The sequence below is a fragment of the Secundilactobacillus malefermentans genome (assembly GCF_008033155.1).
In the GTDB taxonomy this organism is placed as follows: Bacteria; Bacillota; Bacilli; order Lactobacillales; family Lactobacillaceae; genus Secundilactobacillus; species Secundilactobacillus malefermentans.
The window spans coordinates 720,793-745,780 of the sequence record NZ_CP042371.1; the positions used below are offsets into that span (position 1 = coordinate 720,793).

24 protein-coding genes and 1 pseudogene are annotated in these 24,988 nt (G+C 43.0%); 7 read left to right on the forward strand and 18 right to left on the reverse strand.

Annotated features, from left to right (window positions below):
• Positions 1-12 precede the first annotated feature (12 nt).
• Positions 13-1,692, forward strand: a complete 1,680-nt coding sequence (locus FGL90_RS03550) for a glycoside hydrolase family 13 protein (protein WP_147656901.1) — start codon at positions 13-15, stop codon at positions 1,690-1,692.
• A gap of 61 nt (positions 1,693-1,753) precedes the next feature.
• Here the strand turns inward: FGL90_RS03550 and FGL90_RS03555 are convergent, their stop codons facing one another.
• From FGL90_RS03555 to FGL90_RS03565, 3 genes are all read right to left on the reverse strand, one after another.
• On the reverse strand, positions 1,754-2,224 hold the full coding sequence (locus FGL90_RS03555; protein ID WP_010619260.1) for a universal stress protein: 471 nt from the start codon (positions 2,222-2,224) through the stop codon (positions 1,754-1,756).
• A gap of 143 nt (positions 2,225-2,367) precedes the next feature.
• On the reverse strand, positions 2,368-3,786 hold the full coding sequence (locus FGL90_RS03560; RefSeq protein WP_010619259.1) for a basic amino acid/polyamine antiporter: 1,419 nt from the start codon (positions 3,784-3,786) through the stop codon (positions 2,368-2,370).
• A 51-nt stretch (positions 3,787-3,837) separates the two neighbouring features.
• The gene (locus tag FGL90_RS03565) at positions 3,838-4,605 is read right to left on the reverse strand and encodes a dimethylarginine dimethylaminohydrolase family protein (protein ID WP_147656903.1); all 768 of its coding nucleotides are present in this window, start codon (positions 4,603-4,605) and stop codon (positions 3,838-3,840) included.
• A 331-nt stretch (positions 4,606-4,936) separates the two neighbouring features.
• Between FGL90_RS03565 and FGL90_RS03570 the strand changes: the two genes are divergently transcribed.
• Entirely contained in the window at positions 4,937-5,992 is a 1,056-nt protein-coding gene (locus FGL90_RS03570) for a Fic family protein (protein ID WP_010619257.1), read from the forward strand.
• Positions 5,993-6,094: 102 nt separating this feature from the next.
• Here the strand turns inward: FGL90_RS03570 and FGL90_RS03575 are convergent, their stop codons facing one another.
• From FGL90_RS03575 to FGL90_RS03615, 9 genes and pseudogenes are all read right to left on the reverse strand, one after another.
• Positions 6,095-6,334 carry a heavy-metal-associated domain-containing protein gene (locus FGL90_RS03575; RefSeq protein WP_010619256.1) on the reverse strand — a complete coding sequence of 80 codons (240 nt, stop codon included), beginning with the start codon at positions 6,332-6,334 and terminating at the stop codon, positions 6,095-6,097.
• 96 nt (positions 6,335-6,430) lie between these two features.
• Complete coding sequence (locus tag FGL90_RS03580; RefSeq protein ID WP_010619255.1) at positions 6,431-8,335, reverse strand: heavy metal translocating P-type ATPase; 1,905 nt, start codon at positions 8,333-8,335, stop codon at positions 6,431-6,433.
• A gap of 120 nt (positions 8,336-8,455) precedes the next feature.
• Entirely contained in the window at positions 8,456-9,145 is a 690-nt protein-coding gene (locus FGL90_RS03585) for a hypothetical protein (protein WP_010619254.1), read from the reverse strand.
• Between the two features lie 223 nt (positions 9,146-9,368).
• On the reverse strand, positions 9,369-10,568 hold the full coding sequence (locus FGL90_RS03590; protein WP_010619253.1) for an MFS transporter: 1,200 nt from the start codon (positions 10,566-10,568) through the stop codon (positions 9,369-9,371).
• Between the two features lie 161 nt (positions 10,569-10,729).
• Complete coding sequence (locus FGL90_RS03595; protein ID WP_147656905.1) at positions 10,730-11,683, reverse strand: NADP-dependent oxidoreductase; 954 nt, start codon at positions 11,681-11,683, stop codon at positions 10,730-10,732.
• A gap of 12 nt (positions 11,684-11,695) precedes the next feature.
• Positions 11,696-12,322, reverse strand: a complete 627-nt coding sequence (locus FGL90_RS03600; protein ID WP_010619251.1) for a flavin reductase family protein — start codon at positions 12,320-12,322, stop codon at positions 11,696-11,698.
• Positions 12,309-12,941, reverse strand: coding sequence for an alpha/beta hydrolase (locus FGL90_RS03605; protein WP_029327498.1), 633 nt, complete (start codon positions 12,939-12,941; stop codon positions 12,309-12,311). Before FGL90_RS03605 ends, FGL90_RS03600 begins: the two co-directional genes overlap by 14 nt.
• Positions 12,928-13,903 (reverse strand): annotated as a pseudogene (locus FGL90_RS03610) (ring-cleaving dioxygenase). Before FGL90_RS03610 ends, FGL90_RS03605 begins: the two are co-directional and overlap by 14 nt.
• Complete coding sequence (locus tag FGL90_RS03615; RefSeq protein ID WP_187240436.1) at positions 13,896-14,813, reverse strand: VOC family protein; 918 nt, start codon at positions 14,811-14,813, stop codon at positions 13,896-13,898. Before FGL90_RS03615 ends, FGL90_RS03610 begins: the two are co-directional and overlap by 8 nt.
• 126 nt (positions 14,814-14,939) lie before the next feature.
• Between FGL90_RS03615 and FGL90_RS03620 the strand changes: the two genes are divergently transcribed.
• Together FGL90_RS03620 and FGL90_RS03625 are read left to right on the forward strand one after the other, a co-directional pair.
• Positions 14,940-15,419: a PH domain-containing protein gene (locus FGL90_RS03620; protein ID WP_010619246.1), complete on the forward strand. Its 480-nt coding sequence runs from the start codon at positions 14,940-14,942 to the stop codon at positions 15,417-15,419.
• Positions 15,406-16,824, forward strand: a complete 1,419-nt coding sequence (locus tag FGL90_RS03625) for a PH domain-containing protein (RefSeq protein ID WP_147656909.1) — start codon at positions 15,406-15,408, stop codon at positions 16,822-16,824. Before FGL90_RS03620 ends, FGL90_RS03625 begins: the two co-directional genes overlap by 14 nt.
• 58 nt (positions 16,825-16,882) lie before the next feature.
• On the opposite strand, the gene galE is transcribed toward FGL90_RS03625, so the two are convergent.
• Together galE and FGL90_RS03635 are read right to left on the reverse strand one after the other, a co-directional pair.
• Complete coding sequence (galE, locus tag FGL90_RS03630; protein WP_010619244.1) at positions 16,883-17,872, reverse strand: UDP-glucose 4-epimerase GalE; 990 nt, start codon at positions 17,870-17,872, stop codon at positions 16,883-16,885.
• A gap of 13 nt (positions 17,873-17,885) precedes the next feature.
• On the reverse strand, positions 17,886-18,452 hold the full coding sequence (locus tag FGL90_RS03635) for a nucleotidyltransferase family protein (RefSeq protein WP_010619243.1): 567 nt from the start codon (positions 18,450-18,452) through the stop codon (positions 17,886-17,888).
• Between the two features lie 153 nt (positions 18,453-18,605).
• Here FGL90_RS03635 and FGL90_RS03640 point away from each other — a divergent pair, with 153 nt between their 5' ends.
• Entirely contained in the window at positions 18,606-19,700 is a 1,095-nt protein-coding gene (locus tag FGL90_RS03640; RefSeq protein WP_147656911.1) for a glycerol dehydrogenase, read from the forward strand.
• A 28-nt stretch (positions 19,701-19,728) separates the two neighbouring features.
• On the opposite strand, the gene FGL90_RS03645 is transcribed toward FGL90_RS03640, so the two are convergent.
• On the reverse strand, positions 19,729-20,106 hold the full coding sequence (locus tag FGL90_RS03645) for a winged helix-turn-helix transcriptional regulator (protein ID WP_010619241.1): 378 nt from the start codon (positions 20,104-20,106) through the stop codon (positions 19,729-19,731).
• A 144-nt stretch (positions 20,107-20,250) separates the two neighbouring features.
• Here FGL90_RS03645 and FGL90_RS03650 point away from each other — a divergent pair, with 144 nt between their 5' ends.
• A complete protein-coding gene (locus tag FGL90_RS03650) occupies positions 20,251-21,444 on the forward strand; it encodes an MFS transporter (protein ID WP_187240437.1) in 1,194 nt (397 codons plus the stop codon).
• 26 nt (positions 21,445-21,470) lie between these two features.
• On the opposite strand, the gene FGL90_RS03655 is transcribed toward FGL90_RS03650, so the two are convergent.
• Entirely contained in the window at positions 21,471-22,292 is an 822-nt protein-coding gene (locus FGL90_RS03655) for an oxidoreductase (RefSeq protein ID WP_147656915.1), read from the reverse strand.
• Positions 22,293-22,423: 131 nt separating this feature from the next.
• Here FGL90_RS03655 and citC point away from each other — a divergent pair, with 131 nt between their 5' ends.
• The gene (gene citC / locus FGL90_RS03660; RefSeq protein ID WP_010619238.1) at positions 22,424-23,470 is read left to right on the forward strand and encodes a [citrate (pro-3S)-lyase] ligase; all 1,047 of its coding nucleotides are present in this window, start codon (positions 22,424-22,426) and stop codon (positions 23,468-23,470) included.
• Positions 23,471-23,509: 39 nt separating this feature from the next.
• Here the strand turns inward: citC and citG are convergent, their stop codons facing one another.
• Both citG and citX read right to left on the reverse strand, forming a co-directional pair.
• On the reverse strand, positions 23,510-24,376 hold the full coding sequence (citG, locus tag FGL90_RS03665; protein ID WP_010619237.1) for a triphosphoribosyl-dephospho-CoA synthase CitG: 867 nt from the start codon (positions 24,374-24,376) through the stop codon (positions 23,510-23,512).
• 12 nt (positions 24,377-24,388) lie between these two features.
• Positions 24,389-24,934 (reverse strand): citrate lyase holo-[acyl-carrier protein] synthase, encoded by a 546-nt coding sequence (citX, locus tag FGL90_RS03670; RefSeq protein ID WP_010619236.1) that lies wholly within the window; start codon positions 24,932-24,934, stop codon positions 24,389-24,391.
• Between the last annotated feature and the right edge of the window lie 54 nt (positions 24,935-24,988).

The following is a 24,988-nucleotide window of genomic DNA, read 5'->3' on the forward strand; positions in this document are numbered from 1 at the left end:
GAGGAATTAATGATGGCTCAATCAAAAGATTGGTGGAAACATGCAGTTGTTTATCAGGTTTACCCACGAAGTTATCAAGATAGTAATGGCGATGGGATTGGTGATTTACCAGGTCTAACGCAACGACTTCCATACATTAAGAAATTAGGAGCCGACGTCATCTGGTTGAATCCAATTTACAAATCTCCCGACAAAGATAACGGCTACGATATTGCGGATTATAAATCAATCCAACCCGCTTATGGCACAATGGCCGACTTCGACGAGTTGCTCGCAACCGCCCATAAATTAGGCTTAAAAATTTTAATGGATCTAGTTGTGAACCACACTTCAGATCAAAACGAGTGGTTCAAAGAAAGCCGCAAATCACGCGACAATAAATACAGTGATTATTACGTTTGGCGTGATCCCGTTGACGGACATGAGCCCAACAACTGGGGCTCCTACTTCAACGGCCCAGCTTGGACGTATGATGAAAATCGCAAGCAATACTACTTGCACTTATTTGCGCCAGGTCAACCCGATTTAAATTGGGAAAATCCAGAAGTTCGCGAAACGGTCTTTGACGTCATGCGTTTCTGGTTAGACAAGGGTGTTAATGGCTTCCGAATGGACGTTATTAATCTGATTTCGAAACCTGAAGGCCTTCCTGACGCTCCAAATCCAGAACATGCCAAGTATGCAAACGTTGAACCATTCGTTTCTGATGGCTATCGTTTGAATGAATTCTTGCAGGAAATGAATCGTAAAGTGCTTTCGAAATACGACGACATCATGACCGTTGGTGAAATGCCTGGATCAACACCACAAGATGCCACGGAGTACACCGGATTTGACACAAATGAGCTGAACATGATCTTCCAATTCCAGCACGTCAGTTTGGCGGGTAATCCTGATAAGCGTTTGGGCAAATGGAACGATCAACCAATTCCACTTAGCGATTTAAAGAACGCCCTCTCACGCTGGGAAGTCGCCCTTAATGGGAAAGGTTGGAATAGCCTCTACTGGAACAACCATGACCAGCCACGCGCCGTTTCCCGATTTGCCACGGACGACCCTAAGTACCGCGTTCTCGCCGCTAAAATGTTGGGAACAACGCTGCACATGATGCAAGGGACCCCTTACGTTTATGAGGGCGAGGAACTTGGTATGACCAACGTTCATTACCAGAAGCTTTCACAATACGAGGATTTGGAGTCAATCAATGCGTACCACGAATACGTCGACCAAGAAAAGCTCTTGCCAGGCGACACGATGCTCAAGTACTTATCCAACATGTCGCGGGACAATGCGCGAACACCGATGCAGTGGGATGAATCCGCTAACGCAGGCTTCTCAACCGCAACACCGTGGTTTGACCTCAATCCAAACTACCCTGAAATCAACGCAAAGGATGCTTTGGCAGATCAACATTCAGTCTTCTACTACTATCAAAAATTAATTGCGTTACGCCACAAGAGTGATTTAATCGTTTATGGTGATTACGAAGAAGTTGCCGTTGACGATAAGGACGTATTCTCATACAAACGCCACTATAACGGGCAAACGCTACTAGTCATGAGCAACTTCAGCAACCATGAGGTCAACCGTGATTACGGCCAAACGAAGGCGGATCACCTGGTTATCGGAAACTATAACGATGACGAGGGAGAGACGCTGAGGCCTTATGAATCAAAGGTATATGTGATGTAATGAAAAGAAGCCGAAATCAACTGATTTCGGCTTCTTTTTTTTCTATTCACTATTTAAAACTTTAATCTACATCCTCTGGATCATGCACAACTAACACGTCACACTTTGCATTTGCAACCACGTACGTTGTGTTTGACCCAATCACGGCTCTTTCTAACTTATTGAGCCCAGTTGACCCCATCACAATTAAATCAATGCTTTCCTTTTGCGGAATTGTTTTAGCTAATTCCACCTTTGAATTGCCATAGTAAACCTTTGTATCAACTGGCAATCCAGCCGCTATCACTTTTTGTGTATAGCCGCGCATTAATTCCTTAGTCCGGTCATCTGCCCGTTTCTTCTCTTCAACCATAATTGGTGCGCCCATTCCGGCGCCTCCAGCCATGACTGGTCCAAATTGGGTATCAGCCTGTACGGTAACTAATAATAAGCTTGAACCATTCTTCCTGCCAATGTCGATTGCAGTATCCAATGCATTTTCTGCTTGGGGTGAGCCGTCAATTCCAACTAAAATTTTATGATAGGTTCTCATGGCGGTGCCTCCTTAAGTAGTGGCTTCTGTGGGCTAACTATTACCTTAATTCCAGTCTAACAAAGGTATTTTTAAGGATAAAGAAATGTGCCTATGTTAAAAAGGACACCACCAACTTAATTATCACATGAGATTCAAGGACACTACATTTTTAAGATTGCGGACATTTGCCATAACCCATATGTGAAAACACCTAGCGCTATCACAAATATCACGACTTCGTAGGGCTTGAAAACGCGCACTGATTCTTTTCTTCTGACGTAAATGTACATCAGGGTTCCCGGTACCAAGGATAAAATTGTGAGTACCAAATAAATGGCACCTGAAGCATAAATTAACCAGAACATATAAAGGGTCGCGATGATCCCCACAAGCATGTCTGTTGAAACTAATTTAACGTGAGTTTGATAATTAGTTTTTAGCTGAAACAGCACAACACAAGTATAGGGAAGTAAGATTGTGGCCGATGAAAACTTCATGAACAACGAATACGCCTGATCCGTTATAAAGAAACTAAACAGCATCCCTTGAACAATCAAATTTGTAATAAAGGTTGAATTGACGGGCATTCCCCGCTTATTTTCCTTTGTAAATATTTTAGGAAATAGCTGCTGTTTGCCGGCTTGGTAAGCAACCTCTTCAGCCAACATTGTATTTGCCATCCACGCACCAAATATTGCGATAATCACGCCAATATTAACGATTATGGCTCCCGGTTTCCCGATAATATCAGCTAAAACGTAAGCCATCGCAGGATTAGGAAGTTTACTCAACTGACTCTGAGTCAGTAAACCATACGAGAAAACGGTCACCAATACATAGATTAGTGTCACTGCACCAAATCCTAGAATGGTTGCCTTGCCGACATCCGTTCGTTTCTTCGCTCTTGCAGAAAAAACAACCGCTCCTTCAACGCCAATAAAAACAAACATGGTGGATAAAACAGTCCCTTTTAGTTGAGTCAAAATGCCGGTCGCAGGAACTGCCTTTGACCCGATGCTTCCCCAAAAATCATGAAAGAATATTTGCGCGTGAAATGCGCCAATAATGCAAACAATGAAGATGATGATGGGAACTAATTTTGCAATCATGACTAAGGCATTTAAAATTGTCGCCTGCTCAAGTCCCCTGGTAATGCAATAATTTATCAGCCAGAGAACGATTGACGCCCCAATAATTGACGGAACATTTTGACCGTTACCAAAAATTGGGAAAAAGTAAGCCAAGGCGCTAAACATTAGTGTTCCAAATGCAACATTGCCGATGATGACCGACAACCAATAGCCCCAAACCGAGTTAAATCCGATGTAATCGCCAAATCCAGCTTGCGCGTAACTAAAAATACCTGCATCTAAATCCGGGCGTTTTTCAATCAAACTCTCCATACAAAACGCCAGTGAGCCCATCCCCACGCCTGCAATGATCCAGCCAATAATGGTGACACCAACCGAGGCAGTGCTGGCCATTTCCTTCATGAGGTTAAAGATTCCAGCGCCAATAATGGCACTCATGATAATCCCGATTAAAGGAAATAACCCAATTTTTCGTTCAGCTTGCTGCATATGGTCACCTTCCCTTATTTCAAATTCAAAAAATCATTTTATGAAATAAAGTTAAAAGCGAAGTGATAAGCAGCTTAATCCACCGTCAATTTTACGATACTCCGACGTATCAACATTCAAAACCGGATAGCCTAAACCTTCAATTTTCTTTTGAATCTTAGGGTAACCGGATGCCACGATAACAGTTCCATTAACCCAGATACAATTGGCACCATAGGCTTCATCTGGATCGATTTCTAATTTATTAAATGTGTCAAAACGTGGATCATTTTTAAACTCACCGGAAACGAGCAGATTGTTATTCTCAATGTAGGATAAGCCGGTCTTTAAATGTAGAACCTCTTTTAACGGAACTGCCTCACCAGATAAGCCATATTTCTCAAGGATCGCAATCATTTGATCTGCGCCAGCCTGGTTTGTCCGAGCGGAAAGTCCGATGTAAAAATGATCACCAACCATCATAATATCCCCAGACTCTACCGTTCCCGGCTCCTTTATGGTCTCAATATTTTGATAGAATTTTTCTAGCGCTTCCTTCATGTCCGGAAGTTCTGCTTCTTTACGACGCGTTAGGGCTCCTGGACGGGTAATAATGGCAACTTTACTGGTACACAGGGCCACATCTTCAACAAAACAGGAATCAGGAAATTCATCATGTGGCGCTAATACCGTCACATCCACACCCAGCTTCGTTAAAGCACTCACGTAATTTTCATGTTGCACTAACGCTTTGCGGTAATCTGGCTTACCTTCGTTTGCGCTCGTGATTCCTTCTGAAACGGTCTGTGATGGAACTCTGACAATGACATTTTTGAACATGCTGCTTTCCTTCTTCCTTGTAAAATTAAAACATGATTAGAATATACATCAAATAAAATAATAATTCAAATAAATAATTAAAAATGCCACTATTATACATAAATTGAATAAAAATTCTCAGGAAAAAACTTCCTGAGGCTAACTTTCTCCTTGAGTAGTTGCCAAACCATAAATTCAAATTTACTGTGTAATCTGCATCATTTATATTAATTTGATGTAGAATGGGATTGAACTGGATCCTGGTTTTAATTGACATCGTAATCATTACTTCGTTGCTATTCTGCATCATTTAACGTAAAATGATGTAAAATATTGGTGAAGGAGTTCTACGATGAAAGAATTTGACTATGAAAATCTAAATAATCTGATAATTACACCTGAGATGGCCAAAAAGATCGGTCAAATTGGTGAATTACGTGGGCAATTGAAAAATATTCAACAACAAAATCCAACCATGCTTGATCGATTAATTGAAGTTGCTAAAATCCAAAGCACAGATTCATCTAACCGAATTGAAGGAATTTACACCAGTAACACTCGGCTACGTCAACTGGTAGAAAAAAAGACTATGCCACATAATCGTAGTGAAGAAGAAATTTCTGGCTATCGCGATGTCTTAGATTTAATTCACCAACAATATGCCTACATTCCAATCTCAGATAGTACCATTCTAACAATGCACAAGCGGCTGTTCGAATTCACCGCGAGTACCTGGGGTGGTCACTTCAAGGATATTGACAATCAAATTATTACAACATTTGCTGATGGCACATCAGAAGTAAGGTTTAATCCAGCGCCTGCCTTTATTACACCAACGCTAATTGATAATTTATGTAATAACTATCAGAAGGCTGTAGACAAAGAAGAGATTCCCCTCCTTTTGCTTTCCGGAGCATTCGTGTTTGATTTTGTTTCTATTCACCCATTCCGCGACGGAAATGGACGAATGTCTCGCTTATTAATGTTACTAACGCTGTATCAAATAGGTTACGGCATTGGCTGCTATATTAGTATTGAGTCATTAATCGAAAAAACTAAAACTAACTACTATGACACCCTCAAAGATAGCTCGGTTGGCTGGAATGAGAATACAAATTCATATACACCATTCTTAAATTATTTTCTGAGCGTCATTTTACAAGCTTACCGTGAACTGGCACAACGAGTTAAGCCAGATGAAACATGTAAAGTACCAGTAAAAGCCCTTATTTTGGATGCACTTAGAAGCGAACTTAAACCGCTAGCCAAGCGTGAATTAGTTGGGTTAATTCCTAACTATAGTCAAATTACGATTGAGCGAGAATTGAATGCATTAATCAAAGAACAAGAAGTAGAAAAAGTCGGTGGTGGACGTTCAACTAAGTACATTTTAAATAATAAAAAGTAGCTTAATTCCGGTGATACCACGGAATCAATCTACTCTCATATAAATTAAAAGAAGAGATCCTTGAATGCTTATTCAAGGGTCTCTTCTCTGATTATTATCTAATTAAGCAGTTGCGACTTCTTTAACCTTTGTCTTTAGAACATCATAGCCTAAGTCTTTTACAACTTTAGCTAAATCGTCTGCGGTAATTTGGTCATCATCGATAACGGCTTTTACCTTACTTGCGTTAAATAAAACTTTTGTATCCTCAACGCCAGCTTGGTTGCTAACGGCGCTTTGAATCTTAGTCATACATGATGGGCATGTGAGATCTTCTAATTGTAACGTTACTTTTTGTTTCATAATTAATTCCTCCTCTTTCTTATCTACAAATACAGTATATGATGAATTATCGTTTATTTACTTGATTTAAGTCAAGAACCAGAATCTTTTTAAAATTTATTTTGCGGGTTCGAGGGCAACATCGCCAATTTCGTCCGTTGGTTTGCCAAAGCCGATTAATCTCATGGCATTGAAGATAACGACTAGGATACTTGCTTCGTGCACGAACATCCCACTAGCCATGTAGATGAAGCCAAGAAGTAATCCGATGAACAGGAAGGCAACCACGCCAACTGCGATGACAATGTTTTCTTTGGTGTTTAAGACGGTTCGTTTAGCTAATCCATAAGCATGAACCAAGGCGGCAAAATTAGATTGCATTAAGACAACGTCTGAAGTTTCAATGGCAACGTCGGTTCCACTTCCCATGGCAATTCCGATGTCGGCAGTGGCAATCGAAGGGCTATCGTTAATTCCGTCACCAACGAAGGCAACTCGGCGGCCATCCTTTTGGAACTGCTTTACAAATTTAACTTTATCTTCGGGCATCAATTCTGCATGAACTTCATCAATTCCGATTTGTTCAGCCACGAAATTGGCAGTTGCTGCATTATCACCGGTTAACATAACTAAGTGCTTAGCCCCTTCTTTACGAAGTGCGGCCAATTCATCGGCAATTTCAGGACGGATCGTGTCGGAAACGCCAAGGATCAATTGTAACTGATTTTTAACGGCGACAAGGACAACGGAACTTCCATGTGATTGGAGCTCTTTCATATCGGAAACCTGCTGATCGGTCATCGCTACGTTGTTCGCTTGCATTAATTTTTGATTACCAACCAAAACCTCTTGGCCGTCAACGTTTGCGGCAATTCCTTGGCCCTTGGTGGTTTCGTTATCAGCAATTGGTAATGCGTTATATTCAAGTTTCTTAGTTGTGGCATACGTTGTGATTGCACGACCAAGTGGATGATCTGATAATGTTTCTACTTTGGCGGTCAAAGCAATGACTGAATCCAAATCGTCTGAATAGTTCTTAACGGCTGAAACGGCTGTGTTTCCCTTAGTTAACGTTCCAGTTTTATCAAAGACAAATGTATCAACTTTGGAGAATGTGTCCATTGCGTCGCCACCCTTGATGAGGATGCCTCGTTTGGCACCATTCCCAATTCCGGCAACGTTTGAAACGGGCGCCCCAATGACCAAAGCACCTGGGCAACCAAGCACTAGAACCGTGATGGCAAGCTTGAAGTCTTGTGAAAACAGGAAGACGATGATTGCTAAAAGTAAAACGGCTGGTGTGTAATAAGTTGAGAAACGGTCGATAAATTTTTCGGCGTGTGATTTTGTATCCTGGGCATCTTCGACTAATTCAATAATCTTAGCAAAAGTGGTATCATCCCCAACTTTGGTAGCTTCCACCTTTAGAAAGCCATCACTGACAATTGTTCCAGAGAAAACACTGTCGTCGACTTGCTTAGAGATTTCTTTTGATTCACCGGTAACGGCTGATTCATCCGTGTATCCGTGACCTTCAACGATTTTACCATCGACTGGGATTGAAGCCCCAGTCTTGACGAGCACAACATCTCCCTCGTCAACGTCATCAACATCGACCTCTTCGGTGGTGCCGTCATCTTGGACAACTAATGCGGTTGTTGGCGCCATTTCGGTTAATGATTTGATTGATTCACGTGTTTTGGATAGGGTTCGTTTTTCGAGGTAGCCACCAAACATGAACAGGAAGGTGACGATTGCGGATTCGTTATACTCTCCGATAATGAAGGCGCCAATGACGGCGATGGTAACCAACAATTCAATGCTGATTACTTTGACCTTCAACGCTTGATAGGCGTGAATGAAAATTGGAATAACGGCGATAATGGAGGCAACGGCTAATGTGACGTCGTAGCCAACGTTACTACCTAGTGCATACTTTGCGAGATATCCTGCGATAATTAAAATGGCTGTGAGTAACGTAATTTGATTTGAGTGCTTTTCAATATATTGTTGAAATTTCATAATTGCTGCCTCCTATTGGCTTTCTATAGTTACATCATAAGGCCTTAAGGAGGATATGAAATTGACGCACATCAAGTTAAACAAAAAAGAGCAAAACTTTTTAAAGTTCTGCTCTAAAGGTTACCGATTTCCACTCAACAACGTGTAGTAACTTGTTGCCGATTCCTTTATCAATAATTTTTTATGATTAGCCGATCTTGTTAGATTAAAAGTTGAATAATTGCCGGTTTGGGTATAGACCCCATTCAAGACGTAATGGTTCCCATACTTATAGTACCGCATCTTTTCCATACCATGGTACGGATAGCGATACTTCTTGCCACCAACTTTGTTCCAACCACTAATGCGGTCCCAATAGTGGGTCCCGTTAATCCAAAAGGTTTCGTTTTGTGTGTGCCAGTATCCCTGCGCAAATCCAGGCGTGCCGTTATGCCAAGTGATGATTTTTGAATACCACTTAGTTGGCTTATCCGTAATGATAATATAGAAGCTTCGATTTGAGGCGACATATTTGCGCGTACTTCTGATAGTGTAGCCGCCCGTGGCCATTTTCCAGCCACTTGTGTAAATCTTGGAACCCTTTTTCAGGGTACTATATTTTGAAAAAGTATTAGCTGCTTCATACTTTCCAGTCTTGACCTGGTATACCTGCATGTTTCGCTTGGCTTTAACCAGCATTGTTGCATTTTTCGCGTAATCATTTCCATTTAGATATGAAGACGCGTGAACAGGTTTATCCGTCAGGTTGACTAGACAAATGAACACTATTAACCCCAGAATAACCGTCGAAATTTTCTTGCTAACTTGCACTTTGACCCCTCCTATATAGTTTAGGATACAGGACAGTTATGCTGGTTTCAATAATCATTAAAGATTAATTTGTTCCATACAAAAAGGCAGAACCTTAAAAAGGATTCTACCTGTTACAAAAGCTTTCGTAATCGGGCTCCAACAGACAACTTCCTACGCCTAACTACGATTAGCAAACAATCCAAGTACAGGATTATTCGCTAATCTAGGTTACGCTCAGAAGCTAATCGTCTGTTGTCGCACCTACCCGTTCTTCCGTATTCCTCAACAAATACGTCATCAGGAACGACACCGCCAAGAATCCTGCCACCACCACGTACGGATAGTGCGGATTCATATCCAACAATTCACCCGACATAATGGGTCCAATAATATTTCCGATACTCGTCAGCGACATGTTTAGGCCATTCATGAACCCTTGATTGCCGCTACTAATCTTCGTAATCAACGAGGTTATCGCAGGGCGCAGCAAGTCAAACGCTGTGAAGGCAAACAGGGTCGCGATGACCACTTCCCATTTGCTGTGAGCGAGCACAATCCACAATGTCCCAATGAGAGATATCAGAAACGCATACCGAATCACCCGTTTTTCCTGAAATGCCAACACCAGTCGATCAAATAGAACCACTTGCAAAATCAGTGATAGAACCCCATTTATCGTCAGCACTAACGCAATATCCGACATTGTAAAATGGAAGACTTGGTTTACATACAAACTGTAAATACTTTCAAACCCTTGGAGTCCAAATGAAGAAATGAGAATCATCGCAAACAAAAGCACGACAGCCGTGGTCAGGATATCCTTCATTTTTCCTCGGTGAACCAGTGGCCCAACTTCCTTGGCGATTTGCTCCTTAGGAATTAAATCCTCTTCCTTTGGCAAAAAAATTGCTAGGGAAATCATACTGAGTAATCCCAAAGCAGCTGCCGCCCAGAATGGAAATTTATAGTCGATTCTGGCCAGAATACCACCCAGCCCAGGTCCCAAAATGAGACCTCCACTGAATGCGGCCGATAGATACCCAATGACTTTTGCTCGCTGACGTTTCGTCGTAATGTCAGCCGCCATTGCCATCGATGTTGGGACAACCATTGCGGCGGAAAGACCGCCAATAATTCGTGACACGTTAAAGAATAATAGCTGATTCGTCCATGCAAAGACAATTTCAGAAACCATATACAGCAATAGTCCAATGACTAGCACCGGTTTCCGGCCTGCCCGATCAGAAATTCGACCAATGATTGGAGAAGCGGCAAACTGGGCAAACGCAAACAGGGACGTCATAACCCCCATATCCGTTGCAGTAAAGTGATATTCATTACGTAAAAATGGCATCACCGGAATGACCAAGCTGATTCCCAAACACACGAGAAATTCACTTAAAATCAAAATGGTGATCGCCAACCGTACCTTTTTAGTCATAAAGCGACCTCCCCTCAAAAAAAGCTCCAATACCCTCCAGTATAAAGGCAGATAAAGGGTTTGTCTATCTTCCCCACGAAAATGAACCCATAAAAATAGTGACCGAAAATTTACTTAATTTCCAGCCACTTTTAATCATCAAAATGGGGCATCCTCACCAATTAGAAACTGCTTCGTTTTCGCTTCTCAATTTGAATAACTGTTTTGCCCGAATGATGCGCTTCAACCAGTTCATGGGCCTTAATCACATCTGTCAAAGTAAAGCTTAGATTGTTTTCAACTCGAAGTGAAACACCCCAGGTTGCCGATAGTTTTGTCCAGAATTCCAAAGCTTCCAAATTAGAATAGCCCTTGGTCGGATCAACGTGGTTCACCTTTACGCCATCCGTTTTAACTGGATAATCCAAATTGGCAATCAGGATAATTTGACCATTCGATTTCACGATTTCATCGCTTAGGCCGTTATCGTGGCCACCCAACGTCGCATTAAAAACAACGTCAGCTTGGGCGTCAAATCGGTCAGCATCGTAAGCCTCGTCATAAGCCAGAAACTCGTCAACCCCAATCCATTTGGCATAGTCAGCGTTCTTTGCCGATGCTGCACCAATCACGTGATGTCCCAAGCTCTTGGCCAATTGGACCAGCAATGAGCCAACAAGTCCGGTCGCACCTACAACGCCAATCACCGCATCATCGGTAATCGTTGCAAAATGGTGCCACGCATTATACGCGGCAATTCCTGGAGTTGGTAAACTTGCAGCATCTAAAAATGAAAGTGTTGCGGGTTTGGCCACCACTTTATCAGCGCTAGCATTCACAAATTCACCATACGCACCACTTGGCCGATAATTAATGACGTAATCGCCAACTTTAAAAGTCTTAACATTTTCACTAATCTTGACCACCTTACCCACCAAATCATTGCCAGGGACAAATGGAAATTTGAGCTCGCGGCCGCCTTTAAACTGGCCCTGCCTCAACAAGACATCATAAGGATTAATCCCAAACGCCATGTTTTCGATTTGAACTTGATCAGGTTTAGGATCCTTAATGTCTTTTTCAATTTCTTGAAATACGGATGGATCTCCGTATTCGGAAAAACCAAATGCTTTCATTCTGTCAGCCTCCTATTTGGGACGTTCAATTGAAATAATTTCACCTAACTTACCATAATTGCTGCCGGCTAAGCGGCTTATCGGATCCAATTTGCGTGCATCAACGTGGTAATTTGCCACATCAACTAAGTCATCTCGGAACACAAAGTTGACTACCTCCAGAATAAACAAGTCCGTCATCACTTGCGAATCATCCGCCTCAAGCGGCAAATGAGATTTCACCTTTACTTCAAAGGCCACCGCAGCTTCTGCCAAACGAGGTGTCTTAACTTTGCTCGAAGCAACCGTCTGTAACCCATTAGCGTCAACTTCACTTTCATCTGGCTGCAACGTTGCCGCCGTTTGGTTCATGGCTTCCAAATGTGCGCGATCCACAATGTGAATGACGCCCTCACCCGCAGTCACCAAATTTCGTGCCGTATCCTTCATCGCCCCATCTTGGCGACGGCGCATGACCGACAGCGAAACCAGCGGCTGCTCACTCGCCAAAACGGTAAAGAAACTAAACGGTGCCAAATTTAAGCTGCCAGTTTCCTCGTTTTGTGTGAGAGTCCACGCAATCGGGCGGGGGATCAACGCCCCCGCCAACAGCTTATAGCGTTCTCGTTCGGTCACTTGCCGCGGATCAATTTCTTTCATTTTCAAACTCCTCATTAAACCATTCTTTGGCTGCTTGCAATTCACTCGGTAAAATTTGGTGGGATTGCCTTTGGACATACCTCGTCAAATCAGCATCCTGCTGCTCAAAGGTATGCGCCAAAGTAGCAAAGTTCTCATCACTCACGATTGGATCAAGTGTCCCGTGTGACATCCAAATGGACATATCATTCAACCGTTGTGGGGTTTGAACCTTGCGCAACGCCATTGGGTGAAAGAAGAGAGCCGAACCAAAGTAACCCGTTTGATTCAATATGATATCCGCTGCAACGTTTGCACCATTTGAATAACCAACAACCACTAGCTGGCTGACATCCAGGTCATTCTCCGCGGCAAGTTCACTGATGGTTTGCTTCAACCACTCAATTTGAACAGCTAAGTCCTCCAAATCGAATCCCCCATCTGGTGTGTGCCGGAAAAAGCGGGTCATGCCATTTTCGATGAGTCGGCCACGAATTGAGAGGATGGTGGAGTCAGGAGAGAGCTCGGATGCGATTGGAATCAAGCTGTTTTCGTTGCCCCCCGTGCCATGAAGCAGCAGTAGGACAGGCTTTTCAGGATTACCTTTGATAAACCGATAATTGACCTCAGTCAACCGCATCAGCTCCCGTATCAATCGGATTCAAACCAGCTTGAATTTCCTCCCGTCGTTGTTCCAGAAACGGTGGTAGTTCCAAATGAATCCCGGCTTCTTCATACGTTTCGTCCTGTAGGAAACCAGGCCCGTTTGTTGCGAGTTCAAATAGAACCTGAGGTGCTGCACGGAAGTATTCTGATTTAAAGTAGAACCGGTCAACGAACCCCGATTGTGGTAATCCGGTTGCGCGCACCCGTTCAATCCAATAGCGCAACGAATCTTCATCATTTGTCTGAAATGCGGCGTGATGGACGCTGCCGTATCCTTGCACGGCAAGCGGTGCATCCGGATCGTGTTCCACGACAACTTGGGCGCCATGACCGCCATCGTTTAACTCAAACTTGCTGAAGGCTCCTTCAGTTTCTTTTTCGGTGAATCCCATTAAGTCCGTCAAAACGAGGCTTAAATGTTCACGGTTTATGACCGTGACGTATACGGGGCCTAACCCCACAATCGCGTATTTTTCAGGAACATCATTGTCCCGCCAAGGTGTGCCGCCACCAATGCCTTCGTTGTGTTCATCTGAAATTAAGGCGTATTGCTGGGTATTGCTGGTCGTCAAAGTCGTGAAATTTAATCATTTTTGTGCCAAATTGAACCGAAACATCTTCGTAGGCAACTTCGCTTTCGCTAAAACGCGCAGCCCAGTATTCGAGTGCGGCATCGTTTGGTACTCTAAAAGTTGTTCGGGAAATACTGTTGGTGCCGGGCCGCCCCTTCTGAATTCCAGGGAAATCAAAGAACGTCATGTCAGTTCCGGCCGTTCCCATGTCATCGGTGAAGTACAAGTGATAGGTATGAACGTCATCCTGATTAACGGTTTTCTTAATCAAATGCAGGCCCAAAACCTTTGTAAAGAAGTCATAGATTTTTTGTGCGTCAGAAGTAATCGCGGTCACGTGATGCACCCCAATTAAACTATTCATGTCCTTCGTCATTTAAAAACACTCCTCTCGCTTGATGATAGGCTAAAATTTCTGGTCGTTGTTCTTGCCAACGGGGACCCACTCGCAGCTTTTCGCCTAAGTGATCTAGCGGCTCATCCAAAGTAAATCCGGGGCCGCCCGTTGCAAATTCGATTCGCGTTCCGTTAGGTTCTTTTACATATAGACTGTAAAACCAGCCACGATCAATGTATTCTTCAATATTCATGTGCTGATCCTTCGCAAATTGGTGAACCGCATCCAACGTTTCTTTTGAGCCAACATCGAACGCAATGTGGTCAATGCTGCCCCGGCCAAATCGGGTTTTGCTGTCCTTGTCACCCTGTTTCACTTTGACGCCCGTTGTGTGATCCGCTTCGACCATGCTGGTTTCTTCATTAACCTTAAGCTCATCAAATGCCTTAAAGAAATCTAACGAAGCTTGGTAATCTGCACCATAGAGTTCCGTTTTATTTAAGCGAATAATTTGGTAGTCAGCCGGAATATCATTTGGAACGACTTGATCATCGCGCAACTTTTCATTCTTGTAGATAAAGCCAATTTTGACACCATCGGGATCATGGAAAACTAACGCATGGTCCTCGTAGTGAAATTCAATGTTCTTTTGCTCTAATCGTTTCTGCCAAAATCCATAAGATCCTTGGGGAACATCGTAGTAAATTGTCGAAAGGCGATTTGCGCCATCCGTCCTGTGACCCAGCAATGGCACTTGGATAAAAGTCGTTGCAGTGCCTGGCGTTCCTAAGTAGTCACCATAAAAGACATGCCGCATTTTCGGATTTTCCTGGTTGATTGAGTTTTTAATAAACCGAAATCCTAAAAAGTTAACGTAAAAGTCGTAATTCTGCTCTAAATCCTTCGTGAGAAGCGTAATATGATGGAGTCCAAACACTGCTGTCACCGCCTTAGTTTTGATTTTTCAATCGTAGTTTACACTACTAACAATAAATAAGCTCTTAATTAGCACCAACATTTGCGTATGATATTATTGAAGCATCAAATCCTTGGGGGAACTAATATGACAACTGGAAATTCATTACCAAAACAAATCAAAACAATTTGGGCGTTTCACGCTCTGGGCGAGTTCATTATTTTACTTGCCATTCACTTGGGATTCGTGGCAGCTTATCACTACTGGGCAGTTCCATTCCTTTACGTGATGATACTTATTTTTGGCGTTTTACTCGTCGCAGTGCCGCTCATTGACCTGGCATTAATTCCTTACCGCTATCGTTTCTGGCGTTATCAAATTTCGGAGACGGACGTGGAGTTGCAATCTGGGTTCGTTTTCCGCAAACGGGTTTCCGTGCCAATCGGTCGGGTTCAGGACGTCAAACTTGTCGCCGGTCCCCTCCTACAATGGCAAAAGTTGCAAAAAGTCGTCATCGAAACAGCGTCAACTTCGCATGATATCGATGGTCTTGAACTTGAAGCGGCCGAAAATTTAAGAGCCCAAATCATCCAACTAGCCAAGGAGGCTCGGAATGCCCAAATCTAGTCGACGACTACATCCCCTCGCCATTGTGTTAATGTTTGTCGGTTCAATTAAAAACTGGTTCATTTTGGGTCTCATGCTATTTCCGGTCATTTCTAATTTTGCTAAGCAATTCAGCTTTAGTGGCTTCTTCATTTATACGATCTTAATTTTGCTCTTATTTGCTTATGACTGCTTTCGCTATGCTTTTTTTACTTATGAAATTGGGGCGGATAGCCTGACGATTAATTCTGGGCTCATTGTCCGCAAACACACCCACATTCCTTTTGAACGAATTCAAAGCATCGAACAAAATCAGTGGTTCTTTTTTAAGCCATTCAACCTTGTTAAATTAAGTATCGAAACTGCCTCACAATCTGATAAGGCAGAGGCAACTTTGCCCTTGGTAAAGGCAACGGTCGCGACTGAAATTGAACAGCGCCGAACCCAAGACGTCCCAACGGAAGTAAACAAGGTCATCCCCGCTTTAGCAACCTATCAAATTGCCAATCGGGATCTCAATTTATACGCATTAACCTCACTCGGCATCATTCCCATTTTCATTGCGCTATCTTGGGTGTATAACCGCGTTGTGGATGTCCTGCCAAGCACTTGGCAAACGAATGCTGGCCAGTCGCTTCAAAAATTAAGTTTTGCTTACTTAATCATTGTGATTGTGGTCGTCTTCGTCATTGGCTTGGCATTCTCCTACTTAAATATTTTGCAAAAATACTACCATTTCAATTTAGCTCGGGTCGGAAATCGGCTTGAGGCAGAACGTGGCCTATTCAAAACCAACCACTATTCATTGCCAATTAATCGAATTCAAGCCGTCAGTTTCAAGCAAAACATTCTGCGGCAGCTTCTGCAATTGACGACAATTACCACCATCACGGCTTCCAAACAAGATGACGATGACAAAAATGAAAACATCACGATTATGCCGGTCATTAAGGACAATGCCGCTTTTTCATACTTGCACCCGTTTATTAATTGGGTTTCTCTGGATGCCCCTAAACTACAAAAGCTCACGCCAAATCGGTATTGGCTATTCATCCGAAATTCAGTTGCCACCGTGCTGATTCCCATTTTTCTGTGTCTCTGGTTTCTCAGGCCTTGGGGGTGGCTAAGTTTGCTGCTAATTCCTTGGGCAATGGGTCAAGGCTGGTACTCCGCAAAGTCTACCGGTTGGTTAATTGAAAATGACCAGCTAATTCTGCAAACGGGTCACTGGTTCAATCGGTCACTGACCGTGATTCCCCATTTGAACATCCAATCGCTCGCTTTTCGGCAATCAGTTTGGATGACAAGAACCCACTTGGCCCACCTGACCGTCAACGTTCGTCAGGGAAATGGGAACCAAGAAGTAGAAGTCCGATACCTACCTGAAAACGTTGTGCGTGACATTTATAAATGGTATCGCCAATAACCAAAAAAGAAGCAGCTTCGGAATTATATTTCCGAGCTGCTTCTTTTAGTTAATTTCTTTATTCTTCGTAACCGTTAGGATGGCTTTGTGTCCACGCCCAAGCGGTTTCAATTGTTTTCTTAATATCATCAAACTGAGGATCCCAACCCAATTCGGTTCGGGCCTTTTCACTTGCCGCAATCAACGTACTTGGATCGCCAGGTCGTCTTGGCGCCATTTCAGCTGGTATTTCAGTCCCAGTGACTTCTCTGGCTGCCTCAACAAGTTGCTTGTTTGAGAATCCGGTAGCGGATCCCAAATTGAAGGCATCGCTCATCCCACCATTTGCAAGGTACTTAATAGCTAATATGTGGGCCTGCGCAACGTCCATTACGTGCACGTAGTCTCGAACATTGGTGCCATCTTCAGTAAGATAGTCATCCCCAAAAATTTGGAGCTTCTTCCGTTCACCCTTTGCCACCTGTAAAATAATGGGTAGTAAATGCGTTTCCGGATTATGGTCCTCACCAATACTGCCATCGGGCTTTGCACCCGCAACGTTAAAGTAGCGAAGTGCCACAAACTTAATGCCGTAAGCCTCGTTTGCCCAACGAACGATTTTTTCCATGAGGAGTTTGCTTTCGCCATATGGATTAGTTGGGACTTTAGGGTCGCTTTCCTTAATCGGAATTTGACGGGGCTCACCATAGACGGCCGCCGTTGAAGAAAAGACCAAGTTGCGAACGTTATTTTTATTCATCGATTCGAGCAACTTCACGAATCCGACCGTATTATTATCAAAATATTTAAGTGGATTTTTCATCGATTCCGGTACGATTGAAAAAGCGGCGACGTGAATGACGCCCGTAATGGATTCATTCTTAAAAACGCTATCCATAAATGCTTCATCGCGAGTGTCACCTTCATAAAAGGTGGCCTTTTCATTCACAGCTGCCTTGTGGCCGGTTGATAAATTATCAACCACCACAACTTTTTCATTTTGTTCGATAAGCTGGTCAACCGTGTGTGATCCAATGTAACCAGCACCTCCAGTAACGAGTATTGACATTAAATAAATCCTCCTAGTGATGTTGAATCTTTAATTCTGGCCAATCTTGCTGCCAGTTTTTTTCGTTTATCCTATCTAAGTATACCTCTTTCCGTTTTCGGTCGCAGGCAAACGATGGACTAGGAATGACGAGCAAGTCAAATAGCACGGTTATCCCCAACGGTGCCACTAATTGAACTTCCTCTTTATCATCCAAATAAGCACCCACCGCAGTGCACGCTTCTGGGAAGTGGGCTAACGCATCTGGCGCTGATTTAAAAGGTGCCATATCGTCAAAATTATGGGTGTTCATGTACACCTCGTTCTTTGCTTCCCACTTAACTTCCGGTAGGCTTTCACTTAACTCTTTTTCGATTTTGCGGTTGTCATCATACGCTAACGTTTTATCATAAAAAACAACGTCCACGTCACCGGTTGATTCGACATGTCGATTGGTTATCTTGTTCCAGGCCAATCGGCGAATTGCGCCCGCTGCAATCATTCCCTGTTTTAGATGCAGCGACTGGACTGCACGCAATTCAGTCATCAGCTGCGTGTCTCCCTTTATCCAGGCCTTGAGCTTTCTTTCATAATTTTCCATCTAATTATCCCCTTAATAATTAGTTATTTGTTGTACCTCATTCTAATCCATTTTCGGAATAAAAGGTTAATCTTTAACGCCCTATTTGAAATAAATAAGTGAAGCCTCTATAATGATATTGTAATCGTTTTCACAATTTAAGGAGGCTTCATTATGGCAAGAGAATTTGCAAGTCCTGCTCACTATGTTCAAGGTAAAGGCGTTTTTAAGGATCCCAAGAAATACCTAGAACCATTGGGAAAGAGTCCGCTACTTCTTTGCGACAACGTGGTTTATAAAATCGTTGGTCAAGAGTTGAAAGAGACGCTTGAGTCCGAAAAGTTCACTGTCAAACGGGTCTCATTTGTCGGTGAAGCCTCTGATGAAGAAACTGCCAGAGTCGTTGGCATTGGCCAGGAGCACCAAAATGACTTTATCATTGGTCTTGGTGGCGGTAAAACCCTGGATTCAGCAAAGAACATCGCTGACGAATTGCAGATTCCAGTTGCTATTTTACCAACAGTCGCCTCAACGGATGCGCCCTGTTCCGCCCTTTCCGTCATGTATACACCAGATGGTAAATTTAAAAATTACGCTTTCTACTCAAAGAACCCGGACCTTGTCCTTGTTGATACCGAGGTGGTCAGTCACGCCCCCGTCCGTATGCTCATTTCCGGAATTGGTGACGCAATGGCCACTAACATCGAAGCCCAAGACGTCGCCCGCGGTTATAACAAATCAATGCTCGGTGAATCGCCAACTTTGGCATCCCTCGCAATTGCGCAAACCTGTGCGGACAATTTGTTCAAACATGGCGCTCAGGCGGTCGCTGCTGTTAGAGGTCAGGTTGTGACCTCATCACTTGAGACCGTTGTTGAATCAAACACGTTACTCAGTGGTTTAGGATTTGAAAGTTCAGGATTAGCTGCCGCCCACGCCATTTACGATGGCTTTACCGCATTAACTGGCGAAAGTGAAAAGTTGATGCATGGTGAAAAAGTTGCGTACGGCTACCTTTGCGAATTAATGCTCGATAACGTGCCCGAAGAAGAATTCGATAAATTTGTTGATTTCAACCAGTCGCTCGGCTTACCAACCACTTTGAAAGATCTTAATTTGGAAGGTGTTAGTTATGACGATCTGCTGAAGGTTGGTAAACAAGCAACCATTCCAACTGAGACCATTCATCAAATGCCATTTGAGGTGTCTGCGGAAGATGTTGCAAACGTCATTGTTGACGTAGATAAATACGTAACGAATAGAAAGTAACGAAAAAAGACTTCCAGTTGGAAGTCTTTTAATTTTGTGCCATTTCATATCCATCATGTTTCGGGTTGAGAAGGGTCACATCCTGATGATCCGCTTTTAATTTAGCGACCCGCTGTTCACCCCAAATTGACATTCGCACCAGTAAATCACCCAGTGTCCGACCATAATCCGTTAATTCATAAACGACCTTTGGCGGCACCTGCTGATAAACCTTGCGAGAAATAATCTGATTTTCCTCTAGCTCACGCAATTGCTGCGTGAGCATTTTTTGTGTAATTTGTGGAATTGCGCGTCGAAGTTCGCCGGTACGCATTGGTCCATTTCCTAAATGACAGAGAATAATGGGCTTCCATTTGCCACCAATAACTTCCAAAGTTGCCTCAACGCCAATGTGGTAAGTCTTCATTTTTAAGCTTCCTTCCATAGGTACCAAAAAGTGCCTACATAACTAAATAGTGCGTACTTGTATCAAAGTTCGTTCTCTCTATAATGGGCAATTGTAGCAAATAAATTGGTTAACAACAATCCCATTCAGAAAGGTTCTCAAAAAATGACAAACATCCTTTACGATAAACGAACTTCAGTTGGTACCCTGATTGCTTTGGCCATCAGCGCCTTCGCAATTGGATCAACGGAATTTATTAGTGTCGGTCTTCTACCTCTATTAGCAAACCAGTTTTCAGTTTCACTTGAAACTGCTGGCCTGACCGTCTCCATTTACGCAATTGGCATCACAGTTGGCGCCCCTCTGATGACCCTTTTGACTGGCAGCATTCCCAGAAAGAATCTCCTCATGATTACGATGCTGCTCTTCATAACAGGAAACTTAATTGCGGCATTCGCACCCAGTTTTTTGATTGTGTTGCTTGGGCGAATCGTTGCTGCATTAGCCCATGGCATATTTATGACGATTTCATCATTGATTGCGGCAAACGTCGTTACTCCTGATAGACGGGCAAGTGCCATCGCCATCATGTTTACTGGCTTGACAGTTGCTACAGTCACTGGTGTGCCGCTTGGTACCTTCATCGGTCAATTGGCAGGCTGGCGATTATCCTTTATTTTTTTAACCATTATTGGCGCCATTGGCCTCCTTGCAAACTTACTTTTAATTCCAAATGGATTACCCAATCCCGGAAAGACCTCGATTAAGGGAATCCTGACTGTTTTCTCTAACCGTAAAATTGTCTATGCATTGCTAATGACTGCATTCGGTTATGGTGGCACTTTTGCCGTTTATACCTACATTTCGCCAATTCTTGAAAAGCTCATGGGTTACTCAACATCTGCCGTTGTCTGGCTTTTGCTGGTATACGGTGTCATGGTCGCAATTGGCAACACGGTTGGCGGTCGCATGGCAAATTCGCATCCCGAAAAGGCACTCATCAAAATGTTTGCAGGTCTAGCCGGCTCTCTGCTGTTGATTGGTTTCTTCATTAATCAATCTGTATTAGGGTTAATTGCCGTGCTACTGATGGGGCTCTTTGCCTTCATGAACGTGCCTGGACTTCAGCTCTACATTGTCACGGTAGCAGAAAAAGAAGCTCCTAGTGCCGTTACAATGGCCTCTGCCCTCAACATTTCCGCCTTCAACATTGGAATTGCCCTCGGTTCATTGCTTGGTGGTCAAGTTACCGCTCACTTCGGCTTGGCTCAAACCCCTTGGATTGGAATTGTTATGGTTATTTTGGCAATTTTGATAAATGGTAGGTTGATTGGGGTGGTGAAAAGGGAAATAAACTAAAAGAACCCCCCGCTGGGAGTTCTTTTTTACATAAATCTTCTACTCAACTTATCAAACACGCGATTCGGCAACACCTTTGCCAAAAAAACAGCTGGCTTTGCGCCCAATCCTGTTAAGTAGCGCGTGCGTGGTTTAGCCGATAATGCGACCCGCCCAATCTTTCGTCCAAGGGTCACCGATTTGGTGAGCAATGGGTTATGGCTATAAAGGCTACCAAGTTTTTTAATCTGCTGGGCAACCGCCTCAGCGTATGGACCGTTCCCCGAAGTTTTGCGCAGGTTATCCAGCGCAATGTTACTCCAGTTTGACTCAATTGCCCCTGGTTCGATCACAACCACTTTGATGCCAAATGGTTCGACCTCCAAGCGGAGCGCGTCAGAGAATCCCTCAAGGGCGTATTTAGTTGCATGGTAGTAAGCGCCAAATGGTGTCCACATTTTGCCACCCATTGAGGCGATATTGATAATCTTACCCGACCGCTGGTATCGCATGCTTGGCAAAACCAATTTGGTAAGCCTAGCGACCCCGAGCACGTTCACGTCTAATTGATGGCGAGCTTCTTCAATTGGAACATCTTCAACCGCGCCATATGACCCATAGCCGGCATTGTTGATTAAAATATCAATCCGTCCCTGTTCTTCCAAAATTTGATCAATCGTCGATCTGGCAGAGTCATCATCGGTCACATCTAAGTGCAACACGTGAATCCCCAAATCAGCTAACTTTTGCATCTTATCGACGTGCCTTGCAGCACCATAAGCGATGGCACCTTGTGCGGCTAACTTGATTGCGGTACTTTCACCAATTCCGGAACTGGCACCTGTAACGAGAACAACTGGCTGGGACATGGTTGAAAACCTCCTTGGGTTTGCTTGATGCGTTAATTGTACTGCAAATGTCTAATTTAAACAGTTCTATTAGTTGTATAATTATTACTAGATATCCTTTGAAATATAAAATCACTGGAGGAAAAATAAACGTGAGCACTTATTCCATCTCAAAAATATACGCAACCGATAAAAAGAAGAATCGGGCCGTTGATTCCTTGCTCCATCAGGAAGGCATCAATCGCGATCAAAATTTAGATTATACATGTGGCATCTTCGACGAAACCGACAATTTGGTGGGGACCGGAAGCTGCTTTAAAAGTAGCTTGCGCTGCCTGGCAGTTGATCACAACCATCAGGGCGAGGGTCTAATGAACAAATTAGTCACCCATTTGATGAGCTTTCAATTCCAACGCGGGAACTCGCACATTTTTGTCTACACTAAGGTAAAATCGGCAAAGTTTTTTCAAGACTTAGGTTTTACTGAAATTGCTAGGGTCGCCGATAAATTAGTATTCCTGGAAAATGAATCATCCGGTTTTTCCGACTACTTAAGTCAATTAACTAAATCTGAGCAACACTATCAACGCGTCGCTGGAGTCGTTATTAATGCCAATCCGTTTTCATTAGGCCATCAATACCTCGTTAGAAAAGCCTGCGAAGAAAACGATTTGGTTCATTTATTTATCGTTAGCCAGGACAGCAGCTTGTTCCCATTCTCTGTTAGGGAAAGGCTTGTCAAAGAAGGAACCGCACAATTTGATAATATTATTTACCATGAAACCGGCTCGTACATGATTAGTAGCTCGACCTTCCCAAGTTACTTCTTAAAGGATGACGAACTTGTCATCAAGACCCAGGCTAGTTTAGACATTCAGCTATTCATTAAAATCGCGCAAACCCTCGGTATCAATAGTCGGTACGTTGGTGAAGAGCCTTTCAGTCAAGTTACTGGTATCTATAATGAAGTTATGAAAACTGATTTATCAAAGGCAAATATTGATTGCCACATCGTTCCACGGTTAGCAGTAAAAGATAACGTTGTAAGTGCCTCGAAAATTCGTCAGGCTATAAAGGACTCGGATCTTGAAGCTGTTCGGCCAATGGTTCCTCAATCTACTTTTAACTTTCTTGAAACAGACGAAGGAAAACAGATTATTGAGAGAATTCAACAGAGTCAACACGTTATTCACTATTAAAAACCATTCCAGTAAAAATATGCTGGAATGGTTTTTAAATTAGATAATGTTTTTTCTAAGTCCCATGAATATTGTCAAAATCAATAAATCCGCTGATCCACCGAGACTTAAATTTTTTGCTAGAAAAATCTGATTCAATTCTTCAAGAAATCTCATCCCTTGTGGTGTTGCACTTCCGCCCAATTTGAAATATTGAGTTGCTTGCGCTTTTACCCAGTCAATAATATCAACTGACCCAGCTCGTTTAATCAAATTGGTATCAATAGAATGACCTACTATACTCATTAACACATCCAGTAAACTTTCATTAATTGGCGCAGTTGACCGCTCTAAAATGGGGAGTGCATACGTCATCACAACGGGGAATCCCGCTTCCGCTTCACCACGAATTCCCTTTACACCATAGTCTAAATACTCACGTTCACCAGCAGTTAACTCATCCCTTGTCTTACGATGTACGTTCTTAAAATCGTTATCGGTTAAGCCATGAAGCATCTCACGAACAATGTTCATTAGCGATTCATCAGACTCACTGGATAGACGATAGGCCTCTGCCGTCGTCAGGATTCCTAATGAGAACACCGCGCCTTTATGCGTATTTACGCCATGCGTCGCTTGAAACATGACCTTTTCAGCTTCTACCCCAATCGGGCGGATATTTTTAAATAAAGCTTTCAAATCAGAACCAGTAAATACTTGTCCTTCTTTCACACATGCAGCAAAGTAATTTCGTAGACTAACGGAACTATCAATAAACGTAAAAACTGTCATATCAGGATGGGGCCCCGGAGAAATTGGATCCACCAATCCTGGTTTAGGGTGGACACTCACTTCATATAATAATGAGCGTAAGGCATCGGAAACGATTTGATTATATGAAGTTTCCACGGCTTTCGACTCTTTCATTTATGCTAATCCTCACTTGTTTTCTAATTCTAAATAATAAAGCTGACTAATTTTATCTTGCAATTCTGCAACAGAATGCCGGCGAGATCTTGCACAATCCTTCGCAGGCCGACTACAAATGAAACACTTACGAACGGGTAAGTTTAAACTTACTCGAGACAGTGCGGCTTGTTGATCATTTCCTAAGACGTCAATGTCAAATAGACGACCAAGCGGATCCTCATCTTCAAAGTGAATTGCCTCTAGTTTGGTCTTTTTAATGTCATTTTCAACAAGTAAAAAGGCTTCACTCCCTGAGGGCTTGGCCGTTTGCTTTAGTAAACTAAAACGAAAGTCATTGATTTCCAACTCATTTAAAAATTTCTTCAGTCCCGTCGAAAATAGTTGATCAATCTTTTGATTATTTTTAATTGGCCCTGGAATATTTAATTTAATTGCTAATAGGGTTTTATGTGGATTCTCAGCTACAATTTTATTCTGATAGGCTACCCGTTCATCACGACTAGCTAACATTTCTTCAATACTTTGCGCATCACCATCGTTAAAAATTGATTCCATGGTCTTGGACCACCTTTCTCTAAAAAAGGAGCATCGTTTTTAAACGATGCTCCT

Coding starts and splice junctions, on each gene's coding strand:
- FGL90_RS03595 (WP_147656905.1), bottom strand. CDS start 11,683: ATGAAAGCATTTGGTTTTTCCGAATACGGAGATCCATCCGTATTTCAA.
- FGL90_RS03635 (WP_010619243.1), bottom strand. CDS start 18,452: ATGGAAAATTATGAAAGAAAGCTCAAGGCCTGGATAAAGGGAGACACG.
- FGL90_RS03590 (WP_010619253.1), bottom strand. CDS start 10,568: ATGACTAAAAAGGTACGGTTGGCGATCACCATTTTGATTTTAAGTGAA.
- FGL90_RS03560 (WP_010619259.1), bottom strand. CDS start 3,786: ATGCAGCAAGCTGAACGAAAAATTGGGTTATTTCCTTTAATCGGGATT.
- FGL90_RS03650 (WP_187240437.1), top strand. CDS start 20,251: ATGACAAACATCCTTTACGATAAACGAACTTCAGTTGGTACCCTGATT.
- galE (WP_010619244.1), bottom strand. CDS start 17,872: ATGTCAATACTCGTTACTGGAGGTGCTGGTTACATTGGATCACACACG.
- citX (WP_010619236.1), bottom strand. CDS start 24,934: ATGGAATCAATTTTTAACGATGGTGATGCGCAAAGTATTGAAGAAATG.
- FGL90_RS03555 (WP_010619260.1), bottom strand. CDS start 2,224: ATGAGAACCTATCATAAAATTTTAGTTGGAATTGACGGCTCACCCCAA.
- FGL90_RS03620 (WP_010619246.1), top strand. CDS start 14,940: ATGACAACTGGAAATTCATTACCAAAACAAATCAAAACAATTTGGGCG.
- FGL90_RS03550 (WP_147656901.1), top strand. CDS start 13: ATGGCTCAATCAAAAGATTGGTGGAAACATGCAGTTGTTTATCAGGTT.
- FGL90_RS03575 (WP_010619256.1), bottom strand. CDS start 6,334: ATGAAACAAAAAGTAACGTTACAATTAGAAGATCTCACATGCCCATCA.
- FGL90_RS03570 (WP_010619257.1), top strand. CDS start 4,937: ATGAAAGAATTTGACTATGAAAATCTAAATAATCTGATAATTACACCT.
- FGL90_RS03655 (WP_147656915.1), bottom strand. CDS start 22,292: ATGTCCCAGCCAGTTGTTCTCGTTACAGGTGCCAGTTCCGGAATTGGT.
- FGL90_RS03640 (WP_147656911.1), top strand. CDS start 18,606: ATGGCAAGAGAATTTGCAAGTCCTGCTCACTATGTTCAAGGTAAAGGC.
- FGL90_RS03605 (WP_029327498.1), bottom strand. CDS start 12,941: ATGCGGTTGACTGAGGTCAATTATCGGTTTATCAAAGGTAATCCTGAA.
- FGL90_RS03565 (WP_147656903.1), bottom strand. CDS start 4,605: ATGTTCAAAAATGTCATTGTCAGAGTTCCATCACAGACCGTTTCAGAA.
- FGL90_RS03645 (WP_010619241.1), bottom strand. CDS start 20,106: ATGAAGACTTACCACATTGGCGTTGAGGCAACTTTGGAAGTTATTGGT.
- FGL90_RS03625 (WP_147656909.1), top strand. CDS start 15,406: ATGCCCAAATCTAGTCGACGACTACATCCCCTCGCCATTGTGTTAATG.
- citG (WP_010619237.1), bottom strand. CDS start 24,376: ATGAAAGAGTCGAAAGCCGTGGAAACTTCATATAATCAAATCGTTTCC.
- FGL90_RS03600 (WP_010619251.1), bottom strand. CDS start 12,322: ATGAAAGAAATTGATCCGCGGCAAGTGACCGAACGAGAACGCTATAAG.
- FGL90_RS03580 (WP_010619255.1), bottom strand. CDS start 8,335: ATGAAATTTCAACAATATATTGAAAAGCACTCAAATCAAATTACGTTA.